A 21,429-nucleotide genomic window follows, 5' to 3' on the forward strand; every position below is an offset into this window, starting at 1 on the left:
TAATAGGATAGACCAATGGGCAATCACTGAGAACACGTCCTACTAGATAGCGCGGTTAATAGACAGATATTTTGAAGTAACACACATCCGCACATCTAGTTTGGACGAGGAGTTTTCAAATATCATTTCATCCAGGGAGGTTGAATCCATGTCCTATGCATCTAAACAAGTGAAAAGCTTACCTCCTTATCTATTCTCTGTTTTTCACGAAAAGAAAAGAAAGCTGCAGAAACAAGGAATAGACGTCATAGATTTAGGAATTGGAGCCCCTGACTTGCCGACCCCGGATTTTATTATCGATCGATTAATAGAGGAGGCACGCAAGCCGGAGAATCATAAATATTCTCCATATGGAGGCAGTCAGGAATTTAAACAAGCGGTAGCAACATTTTATAAAAATCATTACGGTGTGACCCTTGACCCAACTCATGAAGTTCTTACACTTATTGGATCAAAAGAAGGAATTGCTCACCTTATTCAGGCAGTCATCAATCCAGGGGAGGGTGTTCTGATTCCCGATCCTGGTTATCCTGTTTATCAATCGGCGGTTCACCTCGCTCACGGAGAATCTGTACCCTATCCTTTAGATGAAATTAATGGATATGTTCCAGATTTCAGCAAGGTACCTACTTCCCAATTAAAGAAATCGAAACTTTTGCTATTAAATTATCCTAGTAATCCAACGGGAGCGACTGTAGAAAGAGAGACATTTACCTCTGCCATTACATTTGCGAAAGAGCATAATTTGTGTGCAGTTCATGATGCTGCTTATGATTTAGTAACGTTCAACGGATATCAGTCCCCCAGTATTCTCCAAGCAGAAGGAGCAATGGAGAGGGCCGTTGAATTTGGCTCTTTATCTAAAAGCTTTAACATGACAGGGTGGCGAATTGGCTATGTAGTAGGAAACAGAGAGCTGATCCAAGCTCTATCCATCATGAAAAGTAATATAGATACTAGTCAGTTTTTAGCTATTCAAAAGGCAGGGGCTGCTGCCTTAACCAGTGACTTATCTACAGTAAAGTCTAATAATCTCGTTTACCAGGAGCGCATGGAAACGATGGTGGACGCTTTAAAACAAGCAGGGATTAATGCTGGAAAACCCAGAGGTACTTTTTTTCTATGGGCAAAAGTTCCTGATGGGTATTCTTCACAGCAATTTGCTGAAAAGATCCTGGAGGCATGCGGGGTGATCATAACACCCGGTACGGCATTTGGAGCAAAAGGAGAAGGTTATTTTCGAATTTCCTTATCCGTTCCCACAGATCGATTGAATGAAGCTGCCAACCGAATATTGAAAATGAATGCTGTGGAGGAACGCGATCATGAATAAGCTGCCGCAGGTGTCATTAACGGGCGCGCAAGCCATTGTAGAGTGCTTCAAATTAGAATCTATCCCTAAAGTATTTTGTGTACCAGGCGAAAGCTATCTCCCGTTAATGGATGCAATACGCGACGAACCTTCAATCGATTTGATATCAGCGAGACATGAGGGTGGTGCATCCTTTATGGCGGAAGGCTTTGCAAAAGCTAGTGGGATACCCGGAATCGTCATGGCTACCAGGGGGGTAGGGGGCTCCAACTTAACTATTGGGGTGCATACCGCTTATCAGGATTCTACTCCCATGGTGGTTTTGTTAGGACAAGTCCACAGTGATTTTAGAGGAAGAGAGGGATTTCAGGAAATTGATTTAGTGCAATATTTCAGTCCAATTTCAAAATGGGCAGCTGAAATCCAGGATCCTGCTAGAGTTCCAGAACTTGTTCAAAGAGCTTTTCGTATTGCTAAAACCGGTAGACCAGGACCCGTCGTCCTTTCCCTCCCTGAAGACCTATTAAAGAAAAAAGCTAAAATGACCTTTGGAAAGCCGGCAGTCCGGCCATCTCCAGCGCCATCATTAAAGGAAATCCATGAAATCCAAAAGCTTCTAAAGACCGCTAATCGACCGATCATTATTGCGGGTGGAGGCGTTAAAAGTTCAGGGGGCGAAGAGGCATTAATTCAATTCGCTGGCAAATACCAATTGCCAGTTATGTCAGCTTTCCGACGGCACGATATTTTCCCAAATAATCATCCACTTTATACGGGACATCTTGGTTTAGGGATGAAAGCAAGCTTATTACAAACAATTCAAGAGGCAGATCTCATTTTGGCAATTGGCACCAGGCTTTCAGAAGTCACCACTCAAGATTATTCACTTATAAGAAGTAACCAAAGCCTCATTCATATCGATATTGAATATGAAACACTCGGGAAAGTGTATGCACCAGACATCGGGATCATAGCAGACGCCAGGGAAGCTTTACTTGCTTTAATACAAATGGAATTCACCCCAAGCTGGACAAGCTGGGGCAGGGAAAAGCGTAAGGCGTATGAAGAATCTGTGCAATCACTCAGGGACAAGCCAACCTTAAATGATCAGGTGATCTCCCTTTTGCAAGAGCATCTGCCACCTGATGCCATCATTACCAATGATGCAGGAAACTTTGCCGGATGGCTTCATACTTATTACCAATTTAATGAAACAAACACTTATATTGGTCCAACTTCAGGAGCGATGGGTTACGGAATGCCTGCTGCATTAGGCGTGAAATTAGCACACCCTGAACGTACAGTAGTGTCACTGTCGGGAGACGGAGGGTTTATGATGACGATGCAGGAACTGGAAACTGCCATTCGATATAAAATTCCTGTCATAAGTCTTATTTTCAACAATAGCATGTATGGAACCATCCGCATGCATCAAGAAATTCATTATCCTACTAAAACTATAGGTACTGACCTGGGCTATGTACCTTTTGCGAAGATTGCTGCAGAGGTGGGCGCCCATAGCCGTTATGTAGAAAATGCGGAAGAATTTGAAATCGCTCTATTAGAAGCATTGCGATGTCTAAAACCTTCTGTCATAGAAATAAAGTGTGACGGTGAACAAATATCCGTGTCAAAAACCATTGAACAAATTAGAAAGCGTAATTAAATACGCTGCTAAGTATAATTTCGACTTCATACTTTAAGGAGGAATATAATATGATCCGCCAATTGCTAAAAGAAGAAAAATTATTAAACTTTATTAACGGAGAGTGGCTGCCACCCTCTAACACTAGATACACGTCTGTTATTAACCCTGCCAATTTACAATCATTAGTACAAGTACCTCTATCAGGTACGGAAGATGTTGAAACGGCAGTTGAGTCCGCTAAACGGGCTCAGAAAAACTGGGCGTTGGTCCCTGCCCCGCAGCGAGCAGAAGTTCTTTACAAAGTCGGTCTTATTATGAAAGAACAAAAAGAAAAACTAGCTCAATTACTGACAATGGAAAATGGGAAAGTGATTGAAGAAGCTCGTGGAGAAGTTCAAGAAGGGATTGATATGGCCTTTTACATGGCTGGTGAAGGACGAAGATTATTTGGTCAAACAACCCCTTCTGAGCTAAAAGATAAATTCGCTATGAGTGTGCGCTCACCTGTAGGAGTAGTCGGAATCATTACACCTTGGAATTTCCCAATAGCAATTGCCACTTGGAAGTCATTCCCCGCGATCGTTGCTGGGAATGCCGTAGTATGGAAGCCAGCTACCGAAACTCCAATTATGGCATTTGAATTAGCCAAAATTTTTGAGGAGGCAGGTCTTCCTAGTGGTGTCATCAATGTGGTGTTCGGCTCGGGATCTGCGGTAGGAGAAGCAATGATCCATTCACCGGCCATCCGAGTGATCTCGTTCACTGGTTCCAACGAAGTGGGGCGGAACATCGCAGCTAAATGCGGCCAACAGCTGAAAAAAGTATCTCTGGAAATGGGAGGAAAGAACGCTGTCATTGTCATGGATGATGCTGATCTATCCCTGGCAGTCGAAGGGATATTATGGAGCGCCTTTGGAACTAGTGGACAACGTTGTACGGCTTGCAGCAGAGTGATGGTGCATGAAAGTGTAAAAGCTGAGCTAGAAGAACGACTACAGACTGAGATGACGAAATTAACGATCGGAAATGGTCTTGATGAAACCATTAAGGTTGGACCGATCATTAATCAAGGCGGCTTAGAGAAAATTAAAAGCTATATCCAAATCGGGAAAGACGAAGGCGCGAAGTTAATAGCCGGAGGACATACATTAGAAACTGGACCACATGCGAAAGGGAATTATTTTGCACCTACATTGTTTACCGATGTCTCACCTGATATGCGGATCGCTCAGGAAGAAATTTTCGGACCGGTCGTCTCGCTTATTCCTGTGAAAAGTCTTGAAGAAGCGATTGAGATTAACAACAATGTAGAATTCGGGTTATCAAGCTCGATCTTTTCCCGTGATGTGAATAAAATCTTTGCAGCACAGCGCGATTTAGATACAGGAATCGTTTATATAAATGCTGGAACAACCGGCGCAGAAATTCATTTGCCTTTTGGAGGAACGAAGGGGACGGGGAATGGGCATCGTGACTCGGGGGTAGCCGCCTTAGATGTATTTACTGAATGGAAAGCAGTTTATGTTGACTTCAGCGGCAAACTTCAGAGAGCTCAAATTGATGTGGAATAGCTTGGCGGTGTGCTTTTGCTTAACGAGAAAAGAAGGAGTGCATAAGTATGAAATTAGCAGTTCTGGGTTCCGGATTAATGGGAAAAGAAGCCGCACGTGATTTAGTACAGAGCGCAGGTGTAGATAAAGTCGGTCTTGCTGATATCGATATACAAAGAGCCGAGTACGTATGTAAGGCAATCAATTCCTCGAAGATTCAAGCCTATAAAGTAGATGCAGGCAATGCCGAAGAATTAGCAGCATTCCTCAGTCAGTTCGATGTTGTCATTAATGCTCTCTTTTACTCTTTTAATGAAATAGTCGCTCAAACAGCTATTAAGGTGGGAATCTGCTCCGTGGATTTAGGTGGCCATATTGGGCACATCACCGATAAAGTATTGGAACTATACGAGGACGCAAAAGCAGCAAATGTCACCATCATTCCAGATCTCGGGGTCGCACCAGGGATGATTAATATCCTGTCAGGCTATGGGGCAAGTAAGTTGGACCAACTCAAATCGATTCGCTTATTTGTCGGAGGGATTCCAGTCATACCCGAGCCGCCGCTTGAATATAATCACGTTTTTTCGATGGAAGGACTGCTGGATCACTACACGGATCCTTCAACCATTATCAGAAATGGCAGAGAACAGGTCGTGTCTTCCTTAACTGAAATTGAACAATTGCACTTTGAGCGCTTTGGACCGTTAGAAGCCTTCCACACCTCTGGCGGTACGTCTACGTTGCTTAAATCTTATCCTTCAATTGAAACACTTGAGTATAAAACTATCCGTTATCCAGGGCACGCAGAGAAAATGAAACTTCTAGTCGATTTAGGACTAACCCGAAATGATGTTGAAGTAGAAGTAAATGGATTTCCAGTAAAACCTAGAGAGGTTCTGCTTAAGACGCTTGATCCCATTGTTGATTTAAAAGATAAAGATGATGCGGTATTACTTCGTGTCTGTGTCGGAGGATTGAAAGATGGGAAGCCTGCCAGCTATCAATATGAAATGGTAACCTATAAAGACCGTAAAAATCAGGTAACCGCTATGGCAAGAGCCACCGCAAATACCATTTCCGTGGTTGCTCAAATGATTGGCAGAAAGGACATAACAAATACAGGAGTCTGTCCTCCAGAGCAAATTGTTCCCGGCGAACTTTATATTGCCGAAATGGCGAAGAGAGGCGTAGAAATAACTGAAGTAAAAACTATCGGTTAAAAGCTTTAAAGAATCATCCTCTGTCTCTAATTGGGGATGAGGGAACCACCTAAGACTAAGAGAATTAGAAAACAAATGGAAATTAAATTATAGTGTTCTATTTACACGAAAACCCGAACTATTTAAGCACGTTGGTTCGGGTTTTCGGCATGTATCATTAAGTAAATGTCAAGTTTTTCCTTTCCTTTCTAATTAATCGCAGCTTTTTTAGTCCACAATATGGAAGTTTAAGAGCAAAGAGCTTATCCTTGTTTAGGAGAAGACCGACTCATAATAAAGGAGGGAAATCTATCAAACAGCTAATTGACATAGGAGGCAGACATTTAGAAGTTTCCATAAGAGGGAAGGGACACCCCGTCATTCTTTTGACAGGGATGGTTAGTTCCATGGCCGAATGGGAATCCATCGCTAATGATCTTGCGGAGAACACAGAAATGATCCTCTTTCATCGAGCAGGATTCGGAAACAGCAGCAAAGGATCTAATCCTGCTAATTTATACGAAAATGTAAAAGACCTCAAAAAATTAATAGATATCCTGGAATTGAAATCCCCAGTCATAGTCGGGCATTCGTATGGAGGGTTGTTCGCACAATTATTCGTTCACACGTACCCTGATACAGCAAGTGCTTTAGTTCTTGTAGATTCTTCATCGACAGATTCGCACCTTCTTGATGAGGTGGAAATGGAGGGGAACGATGATAATAGTATGGATGCATGGATGCGAAAATGTAGAGATTATTCCAAGCTGACCCCTTCGCAACTTCATGATGAACTATCGGACTGGATCTATGACCTCCAAGCATCGGCACCTGTAGATATGAAGCAGCCTATCCAAGAGTTTATGAGTAACCCATTCATGTTTGCAACTTTGGCAGAAGAGCTGGAGTGGTGGCGGAATCACCCCTTGTCATTCGATGGATTTCCTCAGATACCTGTCACAGTTATAGGAAGAGACCCAAAAGTGTCCATCCAAGAGATGATCGAAGAAGAAGGAATTTCCGAAACAGAAGCTGAGAAAATTGAAGAAATCTGGCAATATCTTATTACCCTCCAAACAAAGATGAGTGAAAAAACGACCTATGTTTTAGCTGAAAATTCTGGACATGACATTCATACTAGAAAGCCCGACGTAATTAAGCAGGAGACTCTTAAGGTAATAGAAAAAATACTAAATTAATTAGAGGGGGAGAAAAAAAGTGGAAAAAGATCTGATTCATCCGTTATTGGATAAAGTGGCCAATCAAATGAATTTTTCTGGTGTTATTCACCTAAAACAGGAACAAAAGGTCATATACGAAAAAGCTTTTGGTTTTGCCAATCGAGCAGATGAACTGCCCAACACCATCGATACCCGCTTCGGAATAGCATCTGGATGTAAATTATTCACAGCAATAGGCATCTGTCAGCTTATTGAACAAGGGCATCTTTCCCTTCAAAGTAAAGCAGCAGAAATCTTAGACGTCCAATTCCCAAATTTTGATAAAGAGGTAACCGTTCACCAGCTCTTAACGCATACTTCTGGAGTTCCGGATTACTTTGATGAAAAGGTCATGGAGGATTTTGCAGATCTTTGGACAGAACGTCCTGTTTACCATATGAGAAATCCGGATGATTTCTTACCTATGTTTCAGTCGAAAGAAATGGCTCATCAGCCAGGGGAGAAATTTCATTATAATAATGCAGGATATATCATCTTAGGTCTACTGATAGAACAAGTAACAGAAAGGAGTTTTACAGATTACGTAGAGACAGAAATTTTTAATACCAGTAAGATGAAAAGATCAGGATATTTCTCCATGGACCAGCTCCCTGATCAAACTGCTTAGGGATACATAGATCATGCGGAGGAGGACTCATGGAAAACCAATATTTTTTCTGTTCCTGCAAAAGGGGGAGCAGATGGAGGAGCATTTATCACAGCACCTGACATGATGAATTTTTGGGAATCTTTCATGAGTAATCAATTGCTTAACGGTGAGATGACCCGCTCCCTTTTAATTCCTCAAGTTCATGTCAAGAATGAAATGAACTACGGATTAGGATTATGGATAAACTCGCGGAAAGGGCAGATTTATAAATATCACGTGATGGGTTATGACCCGGGTGTGAGCTTTCGGTCGGCATTTTATCCTGAGTCCAATATTAAAGTGGTGGTTACATCTAACAAGGAATCTGGTCCATATCAAATAATAGAAGCGTTGGAACATTACTTGGAAGTTTAAATAGATGTCTGTAGAAGAGATAAAAAGTGGCCGGAATATTGAGAGAAAAGTTTGAACAGAAAACCCACAGAGAGCTGATCAGCAATCCCTGTGGGTTTTTCTTTATTCTGCCCCGACTACCACTTTACCTATCATTTTTCCGGTTTCCACTTTTCGGTGCGCCTCGCGCAAGTTTTCGGCATGAAGGCCTGTTAACGTTTCTGTCAAAGTAGTAGTTAACTTATCTTCTGCGATCAACTCAGCTGTTTTGGTTAAAATACGGTGCTGTTCCTGCATATCTTCGGTTTGAAAGAGGGGTCTGGTAAACATGAATTCCCAAACAAACGTGGCACTTTTCTGTTGTAGGGCAGTCAAATCCAGTTTTCCTTCTGTTTCAACTATGCTGCATATTTTCCCCTGTGGTTTAATTGCTTCGACCATGTGACCCCAATGCTCTTCCGTAGAGTTTAAACAAAGAATATAATCAACCTGACTTTTACCGATCGACTCAAGTTGAGATTGGAAATCCTGATGGTGATTTAAGGTATAGTCACATCCACGGTCTTTGGCCCATGAAATGGTTTCTTCTCTAGAGGCAGTGCCTACTATAGTTAATCCCGCTAGATCTGCTAGTTGTACAGCCATAGATCCCACACCGCCAGAAGCTCCAATAATTAGAATGGTCTTTCCCTGATTCACTGATGCGTCTGCAGAAATATTCAATCGTTCAAACAGGGCTTCCCAAGCTGTCAAAGTTGTTAATGGCAAGGCCGCCGCTTCATTAAACGATAAGTTTTCAGGCTTTTTAGCAGCAATACGTTCGTCGACAAGCTGATATTCGCTATTGGATCCCGGACGGGAGATGGAGCCTGCATAATAGACTTCATCGCCTTCTTGAAATAAAGAAACGTCTGCTCCAACCGATTCCACTATACCGGATGCATCATACCCGAGAATCTTGGGTTCTTGTTCTTCATCACCATTAGCCCTCACTTTTGTATCGACTGGATTTACAGATACAGCTTTAATCTTAACTAGAATATCGCGACCAGACACCTTAGGCTTTGGTACCGTAACATTAATCAAACTTTCTTTATTTGAGATAGGTAAATGCTTATATAATCCGATAGCTCGCATAGATTCAGTCATTCTTATCATCCTTTACTTAGTAATAATTCTTTCTTTTGAAAAGGTTCCACTAATGATTGAAGACCAAACATAATTACCTGTCATGCTTCTATATAAAAGCTTCCACTACAACAGCAATTTCTTATCAATAAAAAAATGCTTGCAGAAACATAGGTTTCTGCAAGCAAAATTTCAATGCTATTTGATTATCCCTGCGAACGACCACAAACTCTCCGAACGATTAAAGAGGGAGGATTGGTCATTTCATCTCATGACGGCTGCCCGATCTTAGACTTTTATATTACTATTTGCGTGGAATTCGATGGGCAAGCTGTTCCTGCTCCAAATCACTGAGAGGTGAATCTGGCGCAAATGGATTAAATTCATCGGTTCGATTATACTCCGGATGCTTTTGTTTTCCTAAAGATTTATATCTAATATGAAATTCTTCCTGATATTCCGGCTGCTCCTGCTCAAAAGACGGCTGTCTCATGCCAGTTATCCAAGTCTCAAATTGATAAGTGCCTCTCTCCATAATTCTGCATAAGTCTTCGAGGGATTGAGTTAACTCATTTAAACAATCCATACCATTTTTAAGGATAATTCCTCTTTTCTTGGCTTGTTCAATGGAATGTTCCAGCCTGTACGACCGGTCATGATAAGAGAATTCTATAAAACAACTGCTGCGGTCCCAATTGAAATTGAAATTTTCAATTTCTAAACGCTTAATCACCCGGGTTAGTTTCTTTTCACACAAATTCTGCTCTCTGTATGGCATCCATTTGGATAGAACATTGTTAAACATATATTCACCTTCCTGTGTAATGTGCCTAGTTTTGTCTTATACTATAGGTTTCTACAAAATACTTTAAATCCCTGCTGTAATCGTTTTACAATAGTCGACATAATATTACATCACCAACCATTGTATAAAAATATAAGCACTGCCAGCCAGATGAATTCTACCCAAATTAAACAAGTTTCAACATTCTTTTCAGACAACTTCAGCTAAAATAAATAGAGATCATAGATTATTCGCTGCATGAAAGTACATTAAAAATAATAAACCAGATAAACTGACCATATTTGAAGAAGATTATGTAAAATTTTGATGTAATAAAACAAGTCATGTATGATTAATTTAACACATCAATTGTTTTGTTGGAGGATGTAAGATGAAAGAATACAATGTCGAACAGGCACTTGAAAAATTAAAATTATATAAAATAACCACCCATAAAGAGAGTTTACGAAGATGGCTGAGGAATGGCACGATTAAAGGCATTGCGCCTGCTTCCAGGAAAAAAGGCTGGCGGATAAAAGAACAAGATTTATGGACATTTATAGAGCAGCGCATGCCGGAGGAAGGGATCCAGAATCCTTTTACAACAAACGTTGTAAAAGGAGGGGATGAACGGGAATTTTATCGGTCGGAAATGTGGTGGGAAATGGCTCGTAAGAATTTATTTGAAGGGACCATTGAAGTGCAAAAATCAGACATACACGCCTGTATGAAAGCCAAAAATTATTCCAATAAATTTGAAGAATACGTTTGGAAACGTATTAATGAACATACGTGGCAGGCAAAACCGCGCATTTTTTATTTGCATGATGCTTTTTTATTCAACAGCCAGCGCATTAGAATGGATGCAACATTCAAACAGGCGAAAGAACAAATTTTGTATGCTTTAATTGAGCACTTAAGAAAAAAAGAATAAGGTTTTAACTCAATCTTTGTTGAGTTAAAACCTTATGTAGGAAAAAATGTTGAATTTAGTTGTTTGCATCTCATTATAAATGGAGGTTGGATTGCCTTTTTTGAAAGTCTATATCCTTATAATATGTATTTTTCACCAAAACATTGGGACCAAGACACTCCACAGCTGGACAATGACAGTTTAAGCTTTTCGCAGTCGGAGAGTTTAGCCAAGTTTCATAAGCATCTACCAGCGAAGTCGTTTGAATGTTTCCGAGTCCCGCTTCATCTGCAAAATCTGTAACAATAATATCTCCGCTGAATATATTCACATTTAATCTAGATCGTCCATCCGGGTCATTGCGTACTGTTACATTTTTTTCTTTATACAACCGGGTTAACATTTCAAGATCTTCCGTAGAAGAACTGCATGGATAATAAGGAAGCGTACCAAATAACATCCATAGCTGCTCACTCCTGTGATCTAGTAACCGAGTGATACCTTCTCTCATTTCTGCTAGACTTAATGTTTCCAGGCTGCTCGCAAAATCTACTGGGTACATAGGATGTATCTCATGTCTTGCGCATTTCATCTGAATGACATGGTCATGAATAGCTTCTAGATAAGGAAAGGTTCGTTTATTCAGCATGGTTTCAGCAGAAACCATAACTCCTTCATCAGAGAGTCTTCTAGAATTCTCGACCATTCGATCAAAGTACATTTTACGATTATCTTCGGAAGGTTTTCTGTCCATACGGGCAAATCCGGTATGGATAAATTCTTCGATCGTTCCCCAATTATGAGAAATATGGAGGACATCAAGGTATGGAATTATAGGCAGGTACCGGTTATAAGGCAAAGTTAAATTTGAGTTCATTTGAGTTCGGACGCCTCTTGAATGAGCATACTTAAGGAGGGGGAGAACATACTCTTCCACTGATTTTTTAGACATCATCGGTTCACCACCGGTAATACTCAAGGTGCGCAAGTGAGGTATCTCGTCCAGCCGATTTAAAATCGCAGTCATCGGAAGGGCCTCTGGATCTTTAGATTGCAAGGTGTAACCGACGGCACAATGTTCACACCTCATATTACATAAGGTCGTGGTCGTAAATTCAATATTTGAAAGGGTCATGTCTCCATGCTCTTTAACATCCATATAGGCTTCCCATGGATCATAGGAAGGAGTAATATCAGGAAACTTCTTTTTATTCTGCTGCATAATTGGAACTTCCTTTCCAGCTGTTGATTCGTTTGTTTGGAAACCTTACCTATTCTACCATTATTCTAGAATGACGCCTATCATTACTGAAAATTAACCCTATTACTTATAGAGTGTAAGTGAAACAAACTAAGGAGGAATATAATGAAAACAACCGTACTAATCACTGGCGCCTCCAGTGGATTCGGACTTCAAACTGCAATTAAATGTGCCGAGCGAGGGTTTCAAGTAATCGCTGCTCTGAGAGATCCATCTAAGTCTAAAGTTTTTCTCACTGCAGGTCTGTCAGAAGAGACTTATCGCCGGATTGAAGTCTGGCAGCTCGATGTTACTAACACTGAGTCATTACTAAACTTTGAAAAGAAGTTAAACGAAAGGGGACGAATCGATGTGCTCGTAAATAATGCGGGCTATGCTGTAGGAGGTTTTGTAGAGCAAATTCCTGTGGAAGCTTACCGACGGCAATTTGAAACCAATTTTTTTGGTGTAATCCGTGTAACCCAGGCAGTTCTTCCGCTAATGCGAAGTCAAAAATGCGGTAAAATCATTAATGTTAGCAGTATTAGCGGAGTGATTGGATTTCCCGGGCTTTCCGCTTATTCAGCATCCAAACATGCCTTAGAAGGTTTATCTGAAAGTTTGAGATTGGAGTTGAAGCCATTTGGCATTGACGTCGCGATTATCGAACCTGGTTCTTATCAAACAAATATCTGGTCCAAAGGCATGGAATTACCGAAAGAAGTACACGATTCTTATTCGCCATATGCATTTTACTTACAGGCACTGCAGAATATCTTAAACCAGGTAAATCATAAGGATCCAAGAGAAGTAGCAGGATTAATTACAAATTTAGCGAGGAAAAAAAAGCTTCGCAATTTGAGATACCCAATAGGATCGGGTGTGAAAGCCACCCTTTTCTTTAAGAAGTTTCTTCCCTGGCGTTTACTAGAACAAATGATTTTGAAAAAAATCCTGCCTTAATTATAAGTTCATTTCAAGAGCCGCTTCATCAATCTTGTAGAATCCTTCCATGTCCTTCCCTTTGGAAAGCATACGGTTGTGCTGGACGGAAGATTTTGAAATAATTTGATTTGCAGTTTATGGTATTTCATGTACTTACTAATTGCTCCATCGTTTTATTCGCATAGATTTCAGTATCTAATAACAACTGCAGAAAGAGGTTTTCAATGGAAATAGAGTATTTTATCGGAATCGTTCCTCCAGAAGATTATCTAAAACGCATCGTAAAATTCCAAAACAAATGGATGGAGCAGATAAGAGTAGAACCCCATGTGACCCTGAAAGCGCAGGGGGGACTAACCTTAGACAAAAAGTGGATAAATAAGGTAAGGAAGGTTTGTCAGGACTTTCCGCCTTTTTCCCTTGCCTTAAGTCAACCAAGATTCTTTGGTGTAAATATACTGTACTTAAGTGTTCAATCTACGCTCTTATATGAGTTACACGAAAAATTAGTAAGGGAGATTTCGCCTTCTGATCAACTAATTCAAACTTATTTTGAATTAGTTGATTTTGTGCCGCACTTAACTTTAGGAAAAGAGGGGTATGGAGTATCTAAGCAAGACCTGCAGGATATGAAACTCTCGGTAGAAAAGGAATTGACTCCTTATCGAGCATTTGAAGTAGATTTCATTAGAATTTATGAAAAGAAACGTGAACAACATAAATATGAGAGACTAGTAGATATAGATTTAGAAGGGCAATCTGAGAACTAACGAAGCTCTTTATAAAAAATTTAAAAAGGGAGTTCAAAAATAATGACTCACGCTATCATTTTTGATATGGACGGAACACTGTTTCAAACGGATAAAATCCTTGAGTTGTCCCTCAACGATACATTTGACCTATTAAGATCCCGAAATGAATGGGACACCGATACACCAATCAATACTTACCGAGATATTATGGGCGTTCCTTTACCTAAAGTGTGGGAAACGTTATTGCCTTCCCATTCAAAAGAAGTCAGGGAACAATCAAATCAATTCTTCCTAGAAAGATTAGTTGAAAATATTAGAGAGGGGGAAGGGGCACTATATCCGAATGTAAAAAAGGTTTTCACCTTTTTAAAAGAGAATAATTATTCCATTTACATAGCAAGTAACGGGCTGACCGAGTATTTAACAGCTATTGTGAGTTATTATCAACTGGATCATTGGATTACAGAAACATTTAGTATTCAACAAATACAATCGCTCAATAAATCAGATCTGATAGAAACCATTATCCAAAAACACGGAATCACGAAAGGGGCTGTGGTCGGAGATCGGATTTCTGATATTAACGCCGCTAAAGAAAACGGCTTAACAGCAATCGGATGTAATTTTGACTTTGCACGGTCAGATGAGCTTTCTCAGGCAGACCAGGTCATTGATGATTTAAAAGAGTTGAAAGCGATCTTCCTGAATTAATGGATTCAATACAGCCTGTTTGAAAGAGGTTCATATTCTTCACCAGGCCTCGTAGTACATAGAAAAGGGTGCGTTTACAATTTCGTAAACGCACCCTTTTCAAATGATTATTTGAAATAATTATTCAGGTTATTTCTTATTAACAGAAGCATCATAAATTGATTCTACTGCGTTATTCAATGCTTTATTAAACTCTTCATCCGTCTGGTTGGCATTTAAATCAGCTGCCAGCGCTCTTGAAAAGCTCGCAATCAATCCGTGATTTTCTTTTAACTTCTCGTTTGCTTCATCACGAGAATAACCACCTGACAGAGCGACTACGCGGATCACGCGAGGATGATCAATCAGCTCTTTATAAGTGTTGGCTTTCGTTGGGATGGAAAGCTTCAGCATTACATTTTCATCGGCAGATAACTCATTTAAGTGTTTGAGTATTTCTTCTTTTAGAATTTCTTCAGATTTTTCCTTATTCTCACTGTGAATATTTACTTCCGGTTCGATAATTGGTACGAGGCCAGCGGAAATAATACGCTTTCCAAATTCAAACTGCTGATCCACTACTGCTTTGATGCCGCTAGTATTTGGCTCGTGAATCACAGAACGCATTTTAGTACCGAAAATCTTGCGCTCATTCGCTCGTCTCAGTGTTTCATCTAAGTCATTAATCGGTTTCATCATTTGAACACCATTCTCCTGATCTGCCAGTCCTTTATCTACCTTAAGGAATGGAACGACGCCTTTATCTGCAAGGTAATCCGCCGTATATTTGCCTTCAATTTCGCGATCCATTGTTTGTTCGAATAGAATCGCTCCTAGAATATGGTCTGCATTAAAGGCAGGAGAAGTTATGATCCTTGTGCGCATTTGGTGCACACGGTCAAACATCTCCTCCTCACTGGAATAGGAGTCTTCAGGTACGCCGTATCCTGCCAATGCTTTCGGTGTGCTGCCTCCGCTTTGGTCAAGGGCGGCGATAAAGCCTTTTCCGTTCTTGATTTTTTCTAATTGACTGTTGTTCATGCTAACACTCCTCTTTCCTAATAGTCTTTTAAAAAAACATCCATCCTTACTCTTCCCTTAATTCCCTTTTCCCTAACACAAATTTAGTTCATTAGGAAAAAAAACGAATAAATTTGGTTGAAATCAAAAAATTTCTATTCTTTAATACATTTCTAAACTAAAGTTAATGTAAAAAGGGTTTGACATTTTTATCACTTATCTTAAAAATGTAATTGTAATTACTTTTTTTCATAATTTTGATAAGGGGTTTAATATATGAAAAATAATATAAGAGAAATTAGAAAAGCAATGAAAATTTCTCAAGATGAATTAGGCAGCATCTGCCATGTTACCAGGCAGACCATTAATGCTGTCGAAAACAATAAATACGATCCTACATTACAGCTTGCCTTCAAATTATCCGTCAATCTGAACACACTTATAGATGAACTCTTTATATTTGATGAGGAGGGAAAACATAAGAATGAGCAAACAAGATGAATAACAGTTTAAAATTTTTATTGTCGGAGTGGTGGTCTGTTTTTGGACAAGTGTTTATGATTACAGGAAAATGAGACGATAACATCAACAGTCGAATAGAACTTGCCATACTTCAGCAAGGATAAATTAATAGGAGGATGAACCTATTTGATTACACCGATCTTTAGAATTTTTGACAAGGAAAAGGCAGAATCATTTTACTTAGATTATTTAGGTTTTCAGGCCGATTGGGAACACCAGTATACGGCAGACACGCCTTTATATTTTCAGGTATCCATAAATGGTGCCTGCATCCATTTATCTGAACATCATGGAGACGCTTCTCCCGGAAGCACGATAAGAATCCATATGGAGAATTTGAAAAATTATTATGCCTTACTGAAAGATAAGCCGTATCGATACTTTAATCCAGGACTGGAGAAAACCCCCTGGAATACTCTTGAGGTAACCGTGATTGATCCTTTTTCTAATCGAATCATTTTTTACGAAGATATAGAGTAACGACTCATAAATCAGTTCTGCTCAGGTAAAAAAGGCAATATAAGCTGCCTGCTGTCAATGATTACATAACGACTTAATGAAGGTGAAATGATGGAGCGAATTATATTTATTAACGAGGAATGTAAAATTAAATACCGAAGCGAAGAAATCGTTTTATTACCTAAGGAATTCCAGCTGCTGCAGTTTCTATATCATTCCCCGTCGCGGATCTTCTCAAGGCAGGAACTTCTCGACCAAGTTTGGCCCATGTGTGCTCCTATAGACAGAACCGTTGACGATCATATTTACCGGTTAAGAAAGAAACTGGTCCCTGTGGATACTTTCATCAGCATACAAACCATTCGGGGACAGGGTTATCTGCTGAATCTTCGTAAGAGCATTCATAATAGTCCATTATTAAAAGACGAAGAAGTCTCTTCAAATGTAAAAAATCTCTTTCATAAATATCATCTCTACGGCGAAGGGGCTGCCCTGAAGCTGCTGGAAGAAAACCAAGCGGTGTTCGGTTTTGAACTAGATGTGCAAAGCCGACTCTACCTTCACTTCATGAATGGCGATTTTAAATGGTTCTTAGATTCACAGGAGATTTCATTCTGGGAAAAGTGCTACTATTACCTGCACATCTACTCCCTTATGGAACCTGATAAAAGTAAAACGCTCGAATATTTCACTAAAGCCTTAGCAGCAAAGAATTTGCCTGAATTTCATCGACTTGAAATAAAACTGTTGAATCGTTTGCCGCTTTTCATATTTACAAAGCAAATGAAGAAAGCAGAAAAGATGATCATTGACGCGAAGCAGGACATTCAAGAGCAAGATCTGGCTGGATTTAAGCCTCTGATCTTACTTATTGAGCTTTATCTCCTATTGCTCCGTAAAGAGCATTTACATGTAAAGAAAAAGATGGAGAATTTAGAACAAGTGCTGGCAGATTTTCCGTTTTCCAGAGAAAAAGCTAGTTTTTTAGTCATTAAAGGCGTGTACTCCTTGACTAGTGATCATGGGGACGAAGCAAGCAGCTATTTCAAACAAGCCTTTGAAATGTTCCGGCAAGCTAAATATGTACCTGGTTTATTGATGGCACACGCAATAATTTTGTTTTATTTGAAAGAGTTTAACATAAAAAACGACCTATCTGCCGTTTATCAAAAGAAATGGGAAGGGTACGCAGAAGAATACAAGTTTAACGTGTTAAAACCAAAGATTGCAAAACTTCTCGATGATTACTTATAAAGCAGAGTTATAAAAAAAGTTTCCCCTCTGATATTCCTATGACATTCACTCGTTATGATTGAAACAGGAATTAATAACGAGGGGGAAGTAAGATATGTCGAGTCCTGAGTTGATTTGGAAAAACCGAAATTTCATCAAATTCTTTGCAGCCAATGCGCTTTCCAATTTAGGGAACTGGTTTGATTTTGTATCCGTACTCATTTTATTCCGGTACACGTGGAAAGCTGACCCGATGCTGATTGCTCTTATTCCGGTCATGTATGCCGTCCCAAGCATTCTTTTCGGTCAGTTTGCTGGAGTGTTTGCGGATCAAAAAGATCAACTGAAAATTCTAGTCTATTCTGATTGGATACGAGCAGGTTTAACTGTATTGCTTATTGTCTCTCCAGCACCACTGTTTGCATTACCTGTTCTGTTACTCCGAAATACAGCTGGAGTTGTGAGCTTACCGGCTCAGCAGGCATTAATGAGAAAGATAGTCGAAGAAGAAGATATTATGAAGGCGGTGACTTTAAACGGCAGTCTCTTTCAGCTGGTAAAAGTGATTGGGCCACTTATCGGAGGTTCAGTGGCAAGCCTTTTATCTCCCCGTTTTTCTATAGGAGTGAATGCTGTTTCCTTCATGTTATCTGCTATCGTTCTGCTTCGAATTCGTATAAGACAGCAGAACGATAGGACACAAGCTGAACGTTCTTCCTCAGCAAAACCATCTCATTTTCTTTCTTCTTGGAAAGAAGGCTGGATGATTGTATTAAGGAACAGAATCCTTCTAGCCAGTGTTCTATTCGGAATAGGCAGTACCTTAACGATACAGATGATTGACGCCCAGATCGTGACATTGTTCAGTGAAGTCTTTCCGAACACCTCCGAGATTACAGGGTGGGCCATTTCATCAATCGGAATTGGTTCCCTTCTTATAGTTCTTCTTTTGAACAGAATGAACAGTATGAGTAAGTATGGGTGGTTCTTCGGCGGCGGATCTCTGCTCATAGGCGTTATGGTCTGGGGATTTGGGTTTTTAGCGAATTATAACTACAGTCTTCTGGCGATTTGTCTCTCGTTAATTGGAGGGGTTGGCAATGGAATGGTGTATGCAGCTGTAAATTATCTTATTCAGAAAGAACCACCGCAGCATGCTATTGGAAGAGTTTCTGGAATCTTGGACTCCACTTTGAGCGTTCTGTTTATCGCTGGCCCCTTACTTGGTGGTGTTATGATTAGTCAGTTTGGTATATTTGCAGCATTTAAAGGAATTGGGATGAGTTTAACCTTCCTCGGCTTTAGCGGAATCCTACTTCAAAAGCTCCTCTGGAAGAGGAACAAAAATACAGATAACAACAAGATTAAAAGTGATGGAGAAGCCGTCTCCTGATCCAAAAGGGAAGAGACATCTTCAAATGAAAAGGAGAAAATCTATGAGAATTGATCGTTCAATGAATATCACTGTGACAGATTATAATAAAAGTTGGGGGAAGTTGTATCAAAAAGAAGCAAAAGTAATTCAGGATGTGTTAAAAAGCGAACTCGTTGAGATTTACCATATAGGCAGTACGGCAGTACCCTATTTAAAAGCTAAACCTGTCATTGATATGATGCCGATCGTCAAGGATATTAAACGGCTGGATCAGTTTAATCAAAAAATGATCGAAATAGGCTATGAACCTCTAGGAGAATTAGGAATTTCCGGACGTAGATACTTTCGAAAAGGGGGAGAAAACAGAACTCATCAAATCCATATTTTTCAGTATGATCATTCCTCAGAAATCGAACGCCATCTAGCCGTCCGCGATTATTTAAGGGTTCATGATGATGAGAGGACTACATACGGGGATTTAAAAGCACGACTCGCTCAGGAATTCCCAAATGACATTGATGCGTATAGTAAGGGGAAAAATGATTTTGTTAAACTTCTGGAGCAAAGAGCAATTTCATGGTGGAAAGAAGGTGTGGAAAAATCAAATTAAAGGCAGAGGAAAAAGTGTATAACCAAACATTATGCTTTATAAAAAGAAAAGATGAATTACTTATGTTAAATCGAGAATCCGCACCTGTTAAAGGTCTCTGGAACGGTGTTGGCGGGAAAATAAAAATGAATGAAACCGCAAAAGAATGTGCGAGGAGAGAGGTGAAAGAAGAAACCGCTCTTAAAGTTCATCTTGATGAACTCGTTTACAAAGGTCTCATAACCTGGGAAGCAGACGGCTCCGATAAGGGCGGCATGTATGTTTACTTAATAAATTTGCCTAAGGATTTTTCCTTTCCAACCCCTAAAAAGGTTAGAGAAGGAATTTTAGATTGGAAAAAAATCTCGTGGCTAGTGGATGATCAAAACTTGGGGACTGGAGAAATGCCCCCCCCCATTATTTGCCCAACCTGTTAAGGAACTCCCCGCCCATGGAACATATGTTCGTTTTAAGGGATAAAAAAACAACCAAATACGAATACCACAGACATTTCCTATAGAAGAAAAGGAGAATACAAATGAAATGGTTCATCACCCTACTCGGGGTCCTTTTACTTGTCACTGGATGTACACAGGAAGGAAGCACTGATACACAAAATAATCAAAAGAACCCACAAACCCAGTCGAAAGAAGATTTCTCTTCAACCGCTTTGAAAATTAAACCCGCCAAACTTTCGAAAAGAGAAAAGAGCCTTGTTAATCAAATCGGGGCTGACTATCAAACCTTTTACACCGTAGATGGAAAAATAAAGAGCGGGGAAGTATTTGTGAGTTCGATTATCATTTTTAAAAAAGGAAAACAGAAAGAAGCTCTTTCTTCTCCTGTTAATCAAACAGGTTTTAGCTCTGGCTTGCACTCGTTCCAACTTCAGATGGAGAAGAAAACGACTTTTCTTACTATTGGAGCTCCAAATGGCTATGCGAAAGGCTCAACGACAACTCCTGGAAGTTTAGGTGCTTTTATGTTTAAAAAGTTTGATAATAATGAAATCACCCTGAAGAAAGACGCCCCCGTTTATTTATCTTATTTAATCGGTTCAAGTAAGAATACAGTGACTTCACAGGATAACGAGGACATGACCACTTTACCTAAGTCAGTAAAAAATGCAGAATTTGCTGTCGTATTTAAAGTGGAGCTAAAGGATTCTTCAGATTTGTAATTTGCAGCCCTGGTGGAGCTTGTGTTTTTACGAAAAGGTGTAAAGGAATTAACGAGCAGTCCTTATGAAGCAGAATAGATCCAGGAATCGAATAATAATTAGGAAGGGCGCCGTGTCAGGCGTCCTTTTTTTACATAATTTATAGAAACAAAGCCATAGTGCAGTGGCACTCGCGTGACTACAAGGAGGGTGGATGAATTGCATATTTTAGTCAGATATCTTAGTGATTTTAAAGGAATATTAACGGTAGGCTTTTATGTGGAAGAGCGATTGGTTAGTATTGTAGCTGGAAAATGTGAGGATATTGAAAACATGTTGATCGTCCTTAGGGATAAACTTGAAGAATATAATAATCGATTTAATGAAGGACAGGAATTCTAGGCATTCCCTTGTTTAAGTTAATGGAATGAGCTCTATTCAGTATGCTTATGGGTGAACATTCAAATGGCGGCTGAGTTCATTGGTATCCTTGGATATGCGTTGTTAACATATAAATCTGCAGAGAAAGCTAGAACTCTTCTGTTCCTTGTGCACGGGTTCACATATCGGGAGTGAGTGTTTTGAGAATTGAGATACCGGTATGGAGGAGCAAACGCTAGCTCATTTAAAATTTCTTTTCTCTTCGTTCAACTAGACGTTACTCTAGAGTCAGAGCAAGGAAACT

At 39.9% G+C, this 21,429-nt stretch carries 21 protein-coding genes and 1 pseudogene; 18 read left to right on the forward strand and 4 right to left on the reverse strand.

What is annotated here, in order from left to right:
• Positions 1 to 148: 148 nt before the first annotated feature.
• The 6 genes and pseudogenes from Q7A53_RS03700 to Q7A53_RS03725 all read left to right on the forward strand — a co-directional run bounded on the left by Q7A53_RS03700 (position 149) and on the right by Q7A53_RS03725 (position 7,956).
• Positions 149 to 1,333 (forward strand): LL-diaminopimelate aminotransferase, encoded by a 1,185-nt coding sequence (locus Q7A53_RS03700; RefSeq protein ID WP_411787752.1) that lies wholly within the window; start codon positions 149 to 151, stop codon positions 1,331 to 1,333.
• The gene (locus tag Q7A53_RS03705) at positions 1,326 to 2,978 is read left to right on the forward strand and encodes a thiamine pyrophosphate-binding protein (protein ID WP_411787753.1); all 1,653 of its coding nucleotides are present in this window, start codon (positions 1,326 to 1,328) and stop codon (positions 2,976 to 2,978) included. The genes Q7A53_RS03700 and Q7A53_RS03705 overlap by 8 nt, the downstream gene beginning before the upstream one ends.
• A gap of 50 nt (positions 2,979 to 3,028) precedes the next feature.
• A complete protein-coding gene (locus Q7A53_RS03710; RefSeq protein WP_411787754.1) occupies positions 3,029 to 4,531 on the forward strand; it encodes an aldehyde dehydrogenase family protein in 1,503 nt (500 codons plus the stop codon).
• 47 nt (positions 4,532 to 4,578) lie between these two features.
• Positions 4,579 to 5,733: a saccharopine dehydrogenase family protein gene (locus tag Q7A53_RS03715; RefSeq protein WP_411787755.1), complete on the forward strand. Its 1,155-nt coding sequence runs from the start codon at positions 4,579 to 4,581 to the stop codon at positions 5,731 to 5,733.
• Positions 5,734 to 5,981: 248 nt separating this feature from the next.
• A complete protein-coding gene (locus Q7A53_RS03720) occupies positions 5,982 to 6,911 on the forward strand; it encodes an alpha/beta hydrolase (protein WP_411787756.1) in 930 nt (309 codons plus the stop codon).
• A gap of 67 nt (positions 6,912 to 6,978) precedes the next feature.
• A pseudogene (locus tag Q7A53_RS03725) lies at positions 6,979 to 7,956 on the forward strand (serine hydrolase domain-containing protein).
• A gap of 102 nt (positions 7,957 to 8,058) precedes the next feature.
• Here Q7A53_RS03725 and Q7A53_RS03730 read toward each other — a convergent pair.
• The gene (locus Q7A53_RS03730) at positions 8,059 to 9,084 is read right to left on the reverse strand and encodes a zinc-binding alcohol dehydrogenase family protein (protein ID WP_411787757.1); all 1,026 of its coding nucleotides are present in this window, start codon (positions 9,082 to 9,084) and stop codon (positions 8,059 to 8,061) included.
• A 283-nt stretch (positions 9,085 to 9,367) separates the two neighbouring features.
• Positions 9,368 to 9,868 carry a hypothetical protein gene (locus Q7A53_RS03735; RefSeq protein WP_411787758.1) on the reverse strand — a complete coding sequence of 167 codons (501 nt, stop codon included), beginning with the start codon at positions 9,866 to 9,868 and terminating at the stop codon, positions 9,368 to 9,370.
• 370 nt (positions 9,869 to 10,238) lie between these two features.
• Here Q7A53_RS03735 and Q7A53_RS03740 point away from each other — a divergent pair, with 370 nt between their 5' ends.
• Positions 10,239 to 10,781 carry a helix-turn-helix domain-containing protein gene (locus tag Q7A53_RS03740; protein ID WP_411787759.1) on the forward strand — a complete coding sequence of 181 codons (543 nt, stop codon included), beginning with the start codon at positions 10,239 to 10,241 and terminating at the stop codon, positions 10,779 to 10,781.
• Between the two features lie 73 nt (positions 10,782 to 10,854).
• On the opposite strand, the gene yfkAB is transcribed toward Q7A53_RS03740, so the two are convergent.
• Positions 10,855 to 11,982, reverse strand: coding sequence for a radical SAM/CxCxxxxC motif protein YfkAB (yfkAB, locus tag Q7A53_RS03745; protein ID WP_411787760.1), 1,128 nt, complete (start codon positions 11,980 to 11,982; stop codon positions 10,855 to 10,857).
• 141 nt (positions 11,983 to 12,123) lie between these two features.
• On the opposite strand from yfkAB, the gene Q7A53_RS03750 reads away from it, so the two are divergent.
• The 3 genes from Q7A53_RS03750 to Q7A53_RS03760 all read left to right on the forward strand — a co-directional run bounded on the left by Q7A53_RS03750 (position 12,124) and on the right by Q7A53_RS03760 (position 14,408).
• Complete coding sequence (locus Q7A53_RS03750) at positions 12,124 to 12,963, forward strand: SDR family oxidoreductase (RefSeq protein WP_411787861.1); 840 nt, start codon at positions 12,124 to 12,126, stop codon at positions 12,961 to 12,963.
• A 206-nt stretch (positions 12,964 to 13,169) separates the two neighbouring features.
• Positions 13,170 to 13,715, forward strand: coding sequence for a 2'-5' RNA ligase family protein (locus tag Q7A53_RS03755; RefSeq protein WP_411787761.1), 546 nt, complete (start codon positions 13,170 to 13,172; stop codon positions 13,713 to 13,715).
• Between the two features lie 42 nt (positions 13,716 to 13,757).
• The gene (locus Q7A53_RS03760; protein WP_411787762.1) at positions 13,758 to 14,408 is read left to right on the forward strand and encodes an HAD hydrolase-like protein; all 651 of its coding nucleotides are present in this window, start codon (positions 13,758 to 13,760) and stop codon (positions 14,406 to 14,408) included.
• Positions 14,409 to 14,537: 129 nt separating this feature from the next.
• On the opposite strand, the gene Q7A53_RS03765 is transcribed toward Q7A53_RS03760, so the two are convergent.
• Complete coding sequence (locus Q7A53_RS03765) at positions 14,538 to 15,428, reverse strand: fructose bisphosphate aldolase (protein WP_411787763.1); 891 nt, start codon at positions 15,426 to 15,428, stop codon at positions 14,538 to 14,540.
• A 255-nt stretch (positions 15,429 to 15,683) separates the two neighbouring features.
• Here Q7A53_RS03765 and Q7A53_RS03770 point away from each other — a divergent pair, with 255 nt between their 5' ends.
• From Q7A53_RS03770 to Q7A53_RS03805, 8 genes are all read left to right on the forward strand, one after another.
• Entirely contained in the window at positions 15,684 to 15,908 is a 225-nt protein-coding gene (locus Q7A53_RS03770) for a helix-turn-helix transcriptional regulator (RefSeq protein WP_411787764.1), read from the forward strand.
• A 147-nt stretch (positions 15,909 to 16,055) separates the two neighbouring features.
• Positions 16,056 to 16,409 (forward strand): glyoxalase superfamily protein, encoded by a 354-nt coding sequence (locus Q7A53_RS03775; protein ID WP_411787765.1) that lies wholly within the window; start codon positions 16,056 to 16,058, stop codon positions 16,407 to 16,409.
• Positions 16,410 to 16,499: 90 nt separating this feature from the next.
• Positions 16,500 to 17,642 carry a winged helix-turn-helix domain-containing protein gene (locus tag Q7A53_RS03780; RefSeq protein ID WP_411787766.1) on the forward strand — a complete coding sequence of 381 codons (1,143 nt, stop codon included), beginning with the start codon at positions 16,500 to 16,502 and terminating at the stop codon, positions 17,640 to 17,642.
• A 94-nt stretch (positions 17,643 to 17,736) separates the two neighbouring features.
• Positions 17,737 to 19,014, forward strand: coding sequence for an MFS transporter (locus tag Q7A53_RS03785; protein ID WP_411787767.1), 1,278 nt, complete (start codon positions 17,737 to 17,739; stop codon positions 19,012 to 19,014).
• A 43-nt stretch (positions 19,015 to 19,057) separates the two neighbouring features.
• Positions 19,058 to 19,606 carry a GrpB family protein gene (locus Q7A53_RS03790; protein WP_411787768.1) on the forward strand — a complete coding sequence of 183 codons (549 nt, stop codon included), beginning with the start codon at positions 19,058 to 19,060 and terminating at the stop codon, positions 19,604 to 19,606.
• A gap of 62 nt (positions 19,607 to 19,668) precedes the next feature.
• Positions 19,669 to 20,022 carry an NUDIX hydrolase gene (locus Q7A53_RS03795; protein ID WP_411787769.1) on the forward strand — a complete coding sequence of 118 codons (354 nt, stop codon included), beginning with the start codon at positions 19,669 to 19,671 and terminating at the stop codon, positions 20,020 to 20,022.
• A 101-nt stretch (positions 20,023 to 20,123) separates the two neighbouring features.
• Positions 20,124 to 20,765 (forward strand): hypothetical protein, encoded by a 642-nt coding sequence (locus tag Q7A53_RS03800; RefSeq protein WP_411787770.1) that lies wholly within the window; start codon positions 20,124 to 20,126, stop codon positions 20,763 to 20,765.
• A 198-nt stretch (positions 20,766 to 20,963) separates the two neighbouring features.
• On the forward strand, positions 20,964 to 21,146 hold the full coding sequence (locus Q7A53_RS03805) for a hypothetical protein (RefSeq protein ID WP_411787771.1): 183 nt from the start codon (positions 20,964 to 20,966) through the stop codon (positions 21,144 to 21,146).
• The last annotated feature ends 283 nt before the right edge of the window (positions 21,147 to 21,429 follow it).

Source organism: Halobacillus rhizosphaerae (genome assembly GCF_046719735.1).
Lineage (GTDB): Bacteria > Bacillota > Bacilli > Bacillales > Halobacillaceae > Halobacillus_B > Halobacillus_B rhizosphaerae.